8 protein-coding genes are annotated in these 11,719 nt (G+C 65.2%); 5 read left to right on the top strand and 3 right to left on the bottom strand.

Annotated features, from left to right (window positions below; all coding sequences use genetic code 11):
- Positions 1–58: 58 nt before the first annotated feature.
- Positions 59–1,414: an SLC13 family permease gene (locus tag HMI58_RS12795; RefSeq protein WP_318779220.1), complete on the bottom strand. Its 1,356-nt coding sequence runs from the start codon at positions 1,412–1,414 to the stop codon at positions 59–61.
- Positions 1,415–1,724: 310 nt separating this feature from the next.
- On the opposite strand from HMI58_RS12795, the gene HMI58_RS12790 reads away from it, so the two are divergent.
- The 5 genes from HMI58_RS12790 to HMI58_RS12770 are packed head-to-tail and all read left to right on the top strand — an operon-like array spanning position 1,725 to position 8,727.
- Positions 1,725–2,906, top strand: coding sequence for an aminotransferase class V-fold PLP-dependent enzyme (locus tag HMI58_RS12790; protein WP_171584356.1), 1,182 nt, complete (start codon positions 1,725–1,727; stop codon positions 2,904–2,906).
- 58 nt (positions 2,907–2,964) lie between these two features.
- Entirely contained in the window at positions 2,965–5,928 is a 2,964-nt protein-coding gene (locus HMI58_RS12785) for an FAD-binding and (Fe-S)-binding domain-containing protein (protein ID WP_205208160.1), read from the top strand.
- A complete protein-coding gene (locus HMI58_RS12780; RefSeq protein WP_171584355.1) occupies positions 5,906–6,667 on the top strand; it encodes a fumarylacetoacetate hydrolase family protein in 762 nt (253 codons plus the stop codon). The genes HMI58_RS12785 and HMI58_RS12780 overlap by 23 nt, the downstream gene beginning before the upstream one ends.
- 45 nt (positions 6,668–6,712) lie before the next feature.
- Complete coding sequence (locus HMI58_RS12775) at positions 6,713–7,540, top strand: enoyl-CoA hydratase-related protein (RefSeq protein WP_171620283.1); 828 nt, start codon at positions 6,713–6,715, stop codon at positions 7,538–7,540.
- Positions 7,540–8,727: a CoA transferase gene (locus tag HMI58_RS12770; RefSeq protein WP_171620281.1), complete on the top strand. Its 1,188-nt coding sequence runs from the start codon at positions 7,540–7,542 to the stop codon at positions 8,725–8,727. The genes HMI58_RS12775 and HMI58_RS12770 overlap by 1 nt, the downstream gene beginning before the upstream one ends.
- A gap of 297 nt (positions 8,728–9,024) precedes the next feature.
- Here the strand turns inward: HMI58_RS12770 and gcl are convergent, their stop codons facing one another.
- Complete coding sequence (gene gcl / locus HMI58_RS12765; protein ID WP_171620279.1) at positions 9,025–10,806, bottom strand: glyoxylate carboligase; 1,782 nt, start codon at positions 10,804–10,806, stop codon at positions 9,025–9,027.
- Between the two features lie 29 nt (positions 10,807–10,835).
- Complete coding sequence (locus HMI58_RS12760) at positions 10,836–11,711, bottom strand: 2-hydroxy-3-oxopropionate reductase (RefSeq protein WP_171620277.1); 876 nt, start codon at positions 11,709–11,711, stop codon at positions 10,836–10,838.
- Positions 11,712–11,719 lie beyond the last annotated feature (8 nt).

Raw genomic sequence — 11,719 nt, 5'->3', positions numbered from 1 at the left:
AGGGAGGCGGCCTGGGCTCGGCCGCCTCCCTCCCTGTGTCCCATCATTCTGCCGGGACTTACCAGCCTGGCACGATGAAGATCAGCCAGGTGGCGATGGGCGCGATCACAACCATCGAACCGCCCCAGATCATCAGCTGGCGGAACACCTTGTCCCGCTCCTCTTCGGGGGTGTTGGCCACGATCAGCGCACCACTGGTGGAGAACGGGCTGGAGTCAACCACCGAGGAGGAGATGGAGAGCGCGATGATCATCGGAATGGCGCTCACCTCACCGTTGAGCAGGAACGGCACGGCCAGCGGGATCAGCGCACCGAGGATGCCGGTGGTGGAAGCGAAGGCGGAGACGATCGCACCGATGAAGCAGATCAGGATCGCGGCCAGCAGCGGAGCGCCGATACCGGCAACACCATTGCCGAGCCAGTCGATGGTCCCGTTGCGTTCCATCAAGCCGACATAGGTGACAATGCCGCAGAGCAGCAGCACCGTGGGCCAGGCCACTGCGGCAACGGCACCCTTGTTCGCTTCCGGGGAGAACAGCGAGAGGATAACGGCGACGGTGATGGCGGTGAAGCCGACGTCAAACCCGAAGCCCAGCACCAGCACGGCCAGCAGGACGATGCCGCCGAGGGTCATGATCCGGTTGCGGTTCAGCGGGATGGACTCGACCGGGTTCGTGTTCTGGACGACCGGGGGAATGGTCTGCACGGAAGTGGTGCTGGCGCGGCCGGTCTTGGATCCGCCGCCGGGATGATTCGAGGAACCGCCAGCGCCACCATCGGCCTGGCCACCGGTATCGCGCTGACCGATGAGCTGGCGTCCGCCGAAGAGGAAGAAGACCACGAATCCAAGGATCACGTTGAAGACCAGTGAGGCGAGGAAGAGTCCGAGGGGACTGCCCGGCAGGTCGTTGCGTTCGACGACGCCGTTGACGATGCTGCCGAACACGCTCAAGGGGGAGAATCCGCCAGCAGTCGCACCGTTGATGACCATCAGGCCCATCAGGATGGGGCGAATCTTGTAGCGGATACCGAAGCCGATGGCGATGGGAGCGATGATGGCGACGGCGGCGGGAACAACTGCACCCACGGCGGTAATTGCGCCCGTGACGCCGAACATGACCCACGGGATCAGGGCGATCCGGCCGCCCACTGACTTCACCGATTTATCGATGACCCAGTCGATGGTCCCGTTGGCCTTGGCGATCGCGAACAGGTAGGTGACACCCACGAGGATGACGAAGAGGTCGGCCGGGAACCCGCTGAGGACTGTATCAACGTCCTCGCCGATGACCATGGTGCCGACAACGAAGGCTGCCACGAAGGCGAGCGCCCCCATGTGGACTGGCCGCACGGTGGCAATAAGAAACAATGCCGCCAGCACCAGGATGGAAATCAGTTCAATTGACAAGTTCATCTCCAATGTCGAGATCGGGCAGCTCGCCTCGACTCAACCTGTCGATCCGCCGCCCTGCGGGTGTGAAGCTAGGTGGTAAATGATTCCACCATTCGAAAATCAATTACCATATGGGTGAATCCTGCCGTGTGACGCGCGTCTCGTCAACCCTTTCGGGCATCCCTTTTGCGGGCCACCCTGACGAAGGTGGACGGTTCCGACAGCGGGTGCTAGCGTTCACCATGTGGTAACTAATTTCCACGTAACGGATAAATGGTGACGTTAGCGGACGCACAGTCTGAAGAGTCACCAGGCGAAAAGGACACTCATCATGGCGGAGTCAAAGAGGACACACGTAAGCGGCCGGCACTTCCTGCAAATCCCGGGCCCCACCAACTGTCCGATCGAGGTGCTGCACGCAATGTCGGCGCCCACCATTGACCACCGCGGCCCCACCTTCCAGGAACTCGGCAAGCACCTGATCGAGGCCATCAAGCCCGTCTTCGGCACCACCAATCCCGTGATCATCTACCCCGCGTCCGGAACCGGCGCCTGGGAAGCCGCCCTGGTAAACACGCTCAGCCCCGGCGACAAGGTCCTGTGCTTCGAAACCGGGCACTTCGCCACCCTGTGGCAGAAGATGGCCACCGAGCTCGGCCTCGAGGTTGAATTCGTTCCGGGCGACTGGCGCCACGGGATCGACACGGACAAGGTTGCCGAACTTCTCGCCGCCGACACCGAGCGGACCATCAAGGCCGTCTGCTGCGTGCACAACGAAACCTCCACCGGCGTCACCAGCCGCATCGGCGACGTTCGGACCGCAATGAACTCCACCGACCACCCGGCGCTCCTGCTGGTCGACACCATCTCCTCCCTCGGCGCCGTCGACTACCGGCATGACGAGTGGGGTGTCGATGTCACCGTCTCCGGCTCGCAGAAGGGCCTGATGCTGCCGCCGGGGCTGAGCTTCAACGCCGTCAGCGACAAGGCCCTCGAAGCCTACGAGTCGTCCACCCTGCCCAAGTCATACTGGGACTGGAAGCCCATCCTCGCGGCCAACGCCAACGGGTTCTGGCCCTACACCCCAGCCACGAACCTCCTCTACGGACTCAAGGTGGCCCTGCAGATGCTTGAGGACGAGGGTCTCGAGAATGTTTTCGCCCGGCACCAGCGGTACTCCCGCGCCACCCGCGCCGCCGTCGAGGCCTGGGGTCTGGAAGTGCTGTGCCAGGACGATCGTGAGCACTCGGGCGCGCTGACCGCCGTCGTCGTGCCCGATGGCTTCGACGCCGACGAGATCCGGGCCATCATCCTGGACCGGTTCGACATGTCGCTGGGCGCCGGTTTGAGCAAGCTCGCGGGCAAGGTCTTCAGGATCGGCCATCTGGGTGCGTTCGAGGACCTCACCCTGGTGGGGACGCTCGGCGGGGTGCAGATGGGACTGAACCTGGCCGGGGTGCCCATCAAACAGGACGGCATCCAGGCCGCCCTTACCGTCCTCGAACAGGGCTGATCGGGCCGGTGACTGGCCACTGCAACGAGGAAACAACCATGACCGTGGGGAGAAAACCGTGACGATTGTGCAGACGCCTCCCGAGGCGACCGATATTCCGGCGGGGTTCGCGGAGAAACTGGAGAAGGCGGTGCAGGGCGAAGTCGCCTTCGACGACTACAGCCGTCACCTGTTCTCCCGCGACGCCAGCATGTACACCATCTACCCGCTCGGGGTGGTGTACCCGCTGAACGCCGATGACGTCGCCGCCACGGTCCGGATCGCCGCCGAGCACGGGGTACAGGTCACCCCACGCGGGGCGGCAACGAGCCTCGCGGGGCAGACCGTCGGCGCGGGCATCATCCTCGACTTCTCCCGGCACATGCACCGGATCCTCGACATTGACCCCGAGGCGCGGACCGCCCGAGTGGAAGTGGGAGTGGTGCAGGATGAACTGAACCAGGCGGCCGCACCGTTTGGCCTGATGTTCGGCCCGGACACCTCCACCAGCAACCGCGCCACCATCGGCGGGATGCTCGGCAACAACTCGGCCGGCAGCGGCTCGCTGCGGTACGGGATGACCATCGACCACATTCGGGCCCTCGACGTCGTCCTCTCCGACGGATCGACCGCCCGGTTCGAACCGGTCGATGAGAAGGAAATCCACCGCCGCGCAGCAGCTCCGACGCTGGAGGGTTCGCTGTACCGGGAACTGCCCCAGCTCCTGGAGGACAACGCCGAAGCGATTGCCACCGGCTTCCCGCCGTTCTGGCGCCGCGCCTCCGGGTACCGCCTGGACCGGCTGGCCGACGAGACAGCCTTCGACCTGGCGAAGTTCATCGTCGGATCTGAGGGCACCCTCGCCATCGCCACCCACGCCGAAGTGGATCTAGTACCCAAGCCCCGGCACACCGTCTACGCGGTGGGACACTTCGAAACCACCCAGCAGGCCATTGAGGCCACCCAGGATTCGCTGTCCTGCGAACCGGCGCAGGTGGAGTTGATGGACAAGACCATCCTCGACCTCTCCCGCCAGAAGATCGAGTACGCCGACCTGGGGTCGACCCTGGTCGGGGACCCCGCCGCCCTCTTGTTCGTCTCCTTCGCCGGTGATGACCTGGATGCTCTGATGACACGGCTCGACGCCCTCATCGCGGTGTGGGAGGAGAAGGGCCACGGCTATCACACCCTCCGGCTCGTGACCGCCGAGCAGCAGAAGTCGCTGCTGAAGGTCCGCAAGTCCAGCCTCGGCCTGTTGATGGCGGCAAGCGACGGCTCCAACCGCCCGCTGGCTTTCGTCGAAGACACGGCCGTCCCCCCGGAGCGGCTCGCCGCGTACACAGCACGGTTCGCCGAGATCCTCGATGACCACAAGATGAAGGCCGGCTTCTACGGGCACTGCTCGGTGGGCTGCCTGCACATCCGCCCGTTCGTTGACCTGTCCAAACCGGACGAGATCGTGCGGATGCGCTCCGTTGCGGAGAAGATCAAGGACCTGGTCAAGGAGTTCGGAGGGGTCAACTCCAGCGAGCACGGCGACGGACTGGCCCGCAGCGAGTTCAACCGGGAAATCTTCGGCGACGACCTCTACGAGGCCATGCGGCACGTGAAACGGATCTTCGACCCGAACAACATCATGAACCCGGGCAAGATCGTCGACGCCCCCAAGATGACCGAGAACCTGCGTGATGCCCAGCTGCCGGAGGCTGTCGGCTTCCGGACCAAGCTGGACTTCTCGGTGGTCGACGGAATGCGCGGCGCAGCGGACCGCTGCATGAACATTGGCCTGTGCCGCAAGAGCACCACCGGCGCCATGTGCCCTTCCTACATCGCCACCCGGGAAGAGGAAGACTCCACCCGCGGCCGGGCCAACGCCCTGGTGAAGGCCCTCTCCGAACCGGATCCGAAAGCTGCCCTGGCGGGTGAACGGCTGCACGAGGTGCTTGACCTGTGCCTGATGTGCAAGGCCTGCAAAGCCGAGTGCCCGCTTGGGGTGGACATGGCCAAGCTCAAGAGTGAGACGCTCTACCACTACAACGAGGAGCACGGCACGCCGGTCAGGTCCCAGATCTTCGGCAACATCCGGTTCCTGAACCGGATCGGCTCCACCTTCGCGCCGCTTTCAAACATCCCCGGCAAGATTCCGGTGCTGCGCAAGGTGATGGAGCGTACTGTCGGTATTGCCCACCAGCGGCCCCTGCCGACGTTCAGGTTCATGAACCTGATCCGCTGGTACCGGAAGAACGGCGCGACATCGACCACCCCGGTCACCCAGGGAACGGTCAACTTCATGGCCGACTCCTTCACCTCCTTCTCCGAACCTCACATCGGCCAGGCGGCCATCCGGCTGCTGCAGGATTCCGGCTGGGACGTGCAACTGGCGAGCAGCGGGTGCTGTGGCCGGTCGGCGCTGTCCAAGGGCATGATCGACGAGGCAACGGCGAAGGCGAAGGCGATGGCCAAGGACCTCACCGAGAACACGGTGTTGAACTCCCCCATCGTCGGTTGCGAGCCGTCCTGCCTTTACACGCTCCGCGACGAGCACACCACCATGCTGCCGGATGACCCCAACGTGAAACTGGTGGCTGCCCGGGTCCAGCAGGTGGAGGAACTCCTCGCCGTCGCCATCGATGAGGGACGCCTGGTGCTCTCCCCCGATTCGTGGCTGGCCGGCCGCAAGATCCTCTACCAGGGTCACTGCCACCAGAAGGCCGAGGTCGGGACCGCCGCCACCGTGGCCCTGCTGAAGAAGATCCCGGGCGTCCAGGTGCTGGATCTGGATGCCGGCTGCTGCGGCATGGCCGGGTCCTTCGGCTACGAGAAGGAGCACTACGACATCTCGATGAAGGTGGGCAGCGACAGGCTGTTCCCTGCCATCGAGGCGGAAGACGAGATGACGGTCATCGCGGCCACAGGCACCTCCTGCCGGGAGCAGATCTTCCACGGCACCGAGCGGTCAGCCTGGCACCCACTCGAACTTATTCAAGAGGCACTAGTTGCCAGCAATGGAAAGGAACGCAATGCAGATAATCCGGTTCGCTGAGTCAGACGGAGCTCCCCAGTACGGGGTGCTCAACGGCGACGACGTCCACGCCCTGGAGGGGAGCCTCACCGAGGCCACCCAGGGTGCACGCGTCGCCGCGCGATCGGAGGTCACGCTGCTCAACCCGTGTACGCCGTCGAACATTGTCTGCGCCGGTGGCAACTACCGCAGCCAGCTCGCCGAGATGAACATGCCAGTGCCCACCCAGCCGGTGATGTTCCTCAAGGGGCTGAACACCCTGTCCGGACCCGGCGACGCGATCGAGTACCCCCGCGACCTGAACCGCCTCGAGTTCGAGGGTGAGCTCGCCGTCGTCATCGGGAAGACCGCGCGGGATGTCACGGTGGAAAACTACGCCGACTACGTCCTCGGGTACACCATCGCCAACGATGTGACGGCGAGCGATTTCCGCGCCGACGGGCAGTGGACGCGCGCCAAGAGCATCGACACGTTCTGCCCGATGGGCCCGTGGATCGAAACCAGCATCACCGACCCGCAGGCGCTGCGGATCACCACCACCGTCAATGGCACCGTGGTCCAGGACTGCGGGACCGATGACATGGTGTTCGGCGTCGCCGAACTGCTCGCCTGGATCACGAAGTTCATCACCCTGCAGCCCGGTGATGTGGTGCTCACCGCGAGCCCCGCCGGCGTCGGCCCGATGCAGGTGGGCGACGACGTCACCATCAGCATCGACGCCATCGGCGCGCTGAGCAACCCAGTGAAAGAGCGCGCCTAACCAGCCGAGTCCCCGCACTCCCGTGCGGCCAACCGAGGAGAAGTTATGTATCAGGACCTGATCGACTCAGCACCCACCGGGTCATCCGGCGGATCCATCGAATGCACCGTGGACGCCGGCGTCGCGGTGGTCGTGATCTCCAACGAGGCCGCACGGAACGCCCTCACCATCACGATGTGGCGGCAACTGGAGCTGCTGTTCACCGAGCTCGGCCAGGACGCCACCCTGCGGGCAGTGGTGCTCCGGGGTGCCGGCACCGACGCGTTCGCGGCCGGAGCTGACATTTCGGAGTTCCCCTCCCAGCGGATGGACGCCTCCACTGCTTCCGGGTACAACAGCCAGTTGTCCCGCACCCTGCAGGCGGTGGCGGACCTCGAGGTTCCCACCATCGCCATGATCCACGGCTTCGCAGTGGGGGGCGGCTGTGAAGTCTCCAACGCGTGCGACCTGCGGATTGGCTCCGACCGGGTGAAGATCGGTATTCCGATCGGGAAACTGGGGGTCATCCTGGGGCTCACCGAATCGCGGATGCTGGTGCGCCACATCGGGGTCAACGGCCTGAAGCGGGTGCTGTTCAGCGGTGAGCTCTTCGACTCCCCATCGTCACTGCAGCTGGGCCTGCTGGATGAGGTGGTGCCCGCCGCAGAGCTGAGCGCGCGGGTGGCCTCGCTCGTCGAGACGATCGTGGCGTCGTCGGCCACCACCATGCGGGCAGCGAAGGTGGTCACTGACATCGCTGCGACTGTCAACGACTCCGACGCCGAGAAGCTGCAGGCACTCACCGTCGCTACCTACGACGGCGCCGACCTCAAGGAGGGCGTCGCCGCGTTCCTCGAGAAACGGCGGCCCGACTTCAGCCAGCGGGTGCACTAGTGGGAACGCTCGACGGCGTCACCGTCCTCGACCTGTCCCGCTACATTGCTGGCCCCACCGCCAGCATGATGCTCGCAGACCAGGGCGCTGACGTGATCAAGGTGGAGTCGGTGCCGCTGGGCGATCCGTCCCGGCAGTCCGGCCCGTACCAGGACGGCCACAGCGTGTACTTCATGTCGGCGAACCGGAACAAAATGTCGCTCGCCATGGATTTGCGCACCGCTGAAGGCAAAGACGCACTGACCCGGATCGCTTCCACAGCCGACGTGCTGATCGAAAACTTCAAACCGGGAACCACCACCGCCATGGGGATCGGTGCCGAGCAGCTTGCCGAGGTCAACCCGGGACTGGTCTACTGTTCCATCTCCGGCTTCGGCAACGGAGCGGTGGGATCCTCGATGGCCGGCTTCGATCAGAATGCCCAGGGCATGAGCGGGCTGATGAGCGTCACCGGGACCCAGGAGACCGGCCCGATGCGGGTTGGTGTGCCCATCGCCGACTCGACCACCGGGCTGGTGGCCGGCTTCGCGATTGTCTCCAAGCTCATGGAACGGTCGCGGACCGGCGTCGGCGGGGTGGTCCAGACCTCCCTGATGCAGTCCATGAACTTCATGATGACCTACCAGGCGCAGAAGTTCCTCAGTCTGGGCATCGTCCCCACCCGGGAGGGCAACGACCATCCCCTGCTTTTCCCGCAGGGCACCTTCGCCACCCAGGACAGCTTCATCACCATCGCCTCCGGCAACGAGCGGATGTGGCGCAAACTCTGCGATGCCCTGGGGCTGTCCGAGATCGCCGAGAGTCCGCTGTTCGATTCCAACGCCGTGCGGATGGCCAACAAGGCCCAGCTGCGCGCAATCTTCGAGGAGAGGCTGGCCGATCGCACCTCCGCCGAATGGATCTCCATCATCAACGACAGCGGTGTCCCCTGCGGCCCGGTGCTGACCATGGACGAGGCCTTCACCCACCCGGTGTCCGAGGAACTGCACCTCTCCGGGACGGTAAAGCACCGGGAACTCGGGGACATTCAGGTCCTCGGCCGCCCCGCGAACACCGGCGACGACGACTGGCTGCGCCTGGCCCCACCGGTCCTCGGCCAGCACAGCAGCGACATCCTCAAGGAGTACGGCTTCACTGACGACCAGGTGCTGGACTACATTGACCGGGGCATCGTCATCCAGGGCTAGGGCTGTTATCGGTTGCTGGGGCCCGCAGCCTTTGCTCGCTCGCGCGGCCGAACTTTTGTGCAGCTGTGGCGGGTCGGTCAGACAGCTTGCGCAGCTGTGGTGGGTTTAGGGCTCCCGTACCCGCCACAGCTGCACAACGACTGCGACGTCGATCCGCGAGCGCTCAGCCACCCGCCACACGTGTACAAGGTGCTCACCGTCGGGCCACCCTTGCCCGCCCGACGATGCCGAGGGGTTAGCTGTGGCGACCCGATCGCCGTCGGGCCCGCCAGAGCAAACCGCTCGGCGCCGGAGTGCCTAGAGCGTCAGGGAGGGAACCGACGTCGGGGCGTCCGCAGCGGTTTCGGCGAGGTCCTCGAACTCGTTGATCGCGTCGATCCCGGCGGCACCCATCGCAATGTTGGTCACCCGCTCCAGGATCACCTCCACCACCACCGGTACCCGGAACTCGCTCATCAGGGCCCGCGCCTTCTCGAAGGCCGCCTGCAGGTCATCGGCTTCGCGGACCCTGATGGCCTTGCAGCCCAGCCCCTCGGCCACTTTGATGTGGTCCACCCCGTAGCCCTCCAGCTCCGGGGCGTTCACATTCTCGAACGCCAGGGACACGTGATAATCCATCTCGAAACCGCGCTGCGCCTGCCGGATCAGGCCCAGGTAGGAGTTGTTGACCACCACGTGGATGTAGGGCAGCTGGAACTGGGCGCCGACGGCGAGCTCCTCGATCATGAACTGGAAGTCGTAGTCCCCGGACAGCGCCACCACGGGCGTCGCCGGATCGGCCTGGACCGCGCCGAGTGCCGCGGGCAGGGTCCACCCCAGCGGCCCGGCCTGCCCGCAGTTGATCCAGTTGCGGGGCTCGTACACGTGCAGGAACTGGGCGCCGGCAATCTGCGACAGGCCGATCGTCGACACGTACCGGGTGTCCCGACCGAACGCCAGGTTCATCTCCTGGTACACCCGCTGGGGTTTGACCGGGATCTGGGTGAAGTTGGTCTTGCGCTGCAGCGTTGACTTTCGCTGCGCGCAGTTCTTCACCCAGGCGTTCCAGTCGGGCAGACCCTGCTGGGCCTTCCGCTCCCTCGCCAACGCCACCAGGCCACGGAGGGCCGCTCCTGCGTCGGAGACAATGCCGAAGTCCGGCGCAAAGACCCGGCCAATCTGGGTGGGTTCGATATCGATGTGAATAAACTTCCGGTCCTTCGTATACACGTCGAGGGCTCCGGTGTGGCGGTTGGCCCACCGGTTGCCGATCCCGACGACGACGTCGGACTCCAACAGGGTTGCGTTGCCGTAGCGGTGCGAGGTTTGCAGTCCCACCATGCCGGCCATCAGATCGTGGTCGTCTGGGATGGAGCCCCAGCCCATCAGTGTGGGAATGACGGGGATGTTCAGCAGTTCGGCCAGCTCCACCAGGTCCGCTGACGCGTTGGAGTTGATGATCCCTCCGCCGGCGATGATCAGCGGTCGCTCGGAGGCCCCGAGCATGTCCAGCACCTTTTCGAGCTGCCGACGGGACGCTTCCGGCTTGTGGACCTGGAGCGGCTCGTAGGTCTCCGGGTCGAACTCGATCATGGTCTGCTGCACGTCGATCGGCAGATCGATCAGCACCGGTCCCGGACGGCCCGACCGCATCTCGTGGAACGCCTTCTGGAAGGTCCCGGGAACCTGGCCAGCCTCCATCACCGTGACGGCCATCTTGGTGACCGGCCCTGCGATGCTGGCGATATCGACCGCCTGGAAGTCCTCCTTGTGCAGCTTCGCCACCGGGGCCTGACCGGTGATGCAAAGGATGGGAATCGAGTCAGCCCAGGCCGAGTACAGGCCGGTGATCATGTCGGTCCCGGCTGGCCCTGACGTGCCGACGCAGATGCCGATATTGCCCTCCTTCGCCCGGGTGAACCCCTCGGCCATGTGGGACGCGCCCTCGACGTGCCGGGCGAGAATGTGACGGATGCCGCCGTGCGCGCGCATCGCTGAATAGAACGGGTTGATGGCGGCACCCGGCAGGCCAAACGCCGTGGTGGCACCCTCCCGTTCGAGGATGGCAATGGCGGCATCGACGGCGCGCATTCGTGGCATGGGAAGTCCCTCTTCTGTCTACATACTGTCTATTTGCCGGACAACTGATTGATCAGCTTGAACAGGCCTGAGTGGTCCAGGCCGCCGTCGCCCGTGGTGACGAGCGAGGCAACCAGTTGCGCGGCGAGGGCACCCAGCGGGGTGGCGACGCCGGCTTCACGGGCAGCTGAGGTGACAATGCCGAGGTCTTTGTGGTGCAGTGCCAGCCGGAACCCGGGGTCGAAGTTGCGGTCGAGCATCTTCTGGCCCTTCTGGTCCAGCACCTTGGAGCCCGCCAGCCCGCCGCCGAGCACTTTCAGGGCGGCTGCGGTGTCCACGCCGTACGCCTCGAGGAAGGTGATGGCTTCGGCGAGGACGCCGATATTGACGGCGACGATCAGCTGGTTGGCGGCCTTGACGGTCTGACCTGACCCGGACGGACCCACGTGCACGATGGTTTTCCCGACGGCGGCGAAAACGTCCTGCGCGGCCTCAAAGTCGGCGGCGTCGCCGCCGACCATGATGGACAGGACACCATCAATGGCGCCCTGCTCACCGCCGGAGACCGGTGCGTCGAGGGGCCGGAGACCGGCAGCCCTGGCCTCGTCGGCGAGGCGGGCGGCGACGTCGGGCCGGATGCTGCTGGCATCGATCCACAGGGCTCCACTCCTGGCGTTCGCAAACACGCCGTCAGCACCACCGACGACCTCCTCCACATCCGGGGAATCCGGCACCATGGTGATGACGACGTCGGCCTCGGCCACCGCATCGGCGATGCTGGAGGCGCCGCGACCGCCCTCGGCGGTGAGCTTGTCGATCCGGCCCTGGCTGCGGTTGTACCCGGTGACCGTGTGGCCGGCGGAGACGAGGTTGATGGCCATGGGGAGCCCCATGATGCCGAGTCCGATGACTGCAACGTGTGTCATTGTGCTGG

Origin of the sequence: Arthrobacter sp. 147(2020) (genome assembly GCF_013116715.1) — a bacterium.
Taxonomy (GTDB): domain Bacteria; phylum Actinomycetota; class Actinomycetes; order Actinomycetales; family Micrococcaceae; genus Arthrobacter_D.
This window is presented reverse-complemented; position numbering and strand designations above follow the sequence as displayed.

Excerpts from the sequence above, each read along its gene's own strand:
- HMI58_RS12790 (WP_171584356.1), top strand. The coding sequence starts at position 1,725 with ATGGCGGAGTCAAAGAGGACACACGTAAGCGGCCGGCACTTCCTGCAA.
- HMI58_RS12775 (WP_171620283.1), top strand. The coding sequence starts at position 6,713 with ATGTATCAGGACCTGATCGACTCAGCACCCACCGGGTCATCCGGCGGA.
- HMI58_RS12795 (WP_318779220.1), bottom strand. The coding sequence starts at position 1,414 with ATGAACTTGTCAATTGAACTGATTTCCATCCTGGTGCTGGCGGCATTG.
- HMI58_RS12780 (WP_171584355.1), top strand. The coding sequence starts at position 5,906 with ATGCAGATAATCCGGTTCGCTGAGTCAGACGGAGCTCCCCAGTACGGG.
- HMI58_RS12760 (WP_171620277.1), bottom strand. The coding sequence starts at position 11,711 with ATGACACACGTTGCAGTCATCGGACTCGGCATCATGGGGCTCCCCATG.
- gcl (WP_171620279.1), bottom strand. The coding sequence starts at position 10,806 with ATGCCACGAATGCGCGCCGTCGATGCCGCCATTGCCATCCTCGAACGG.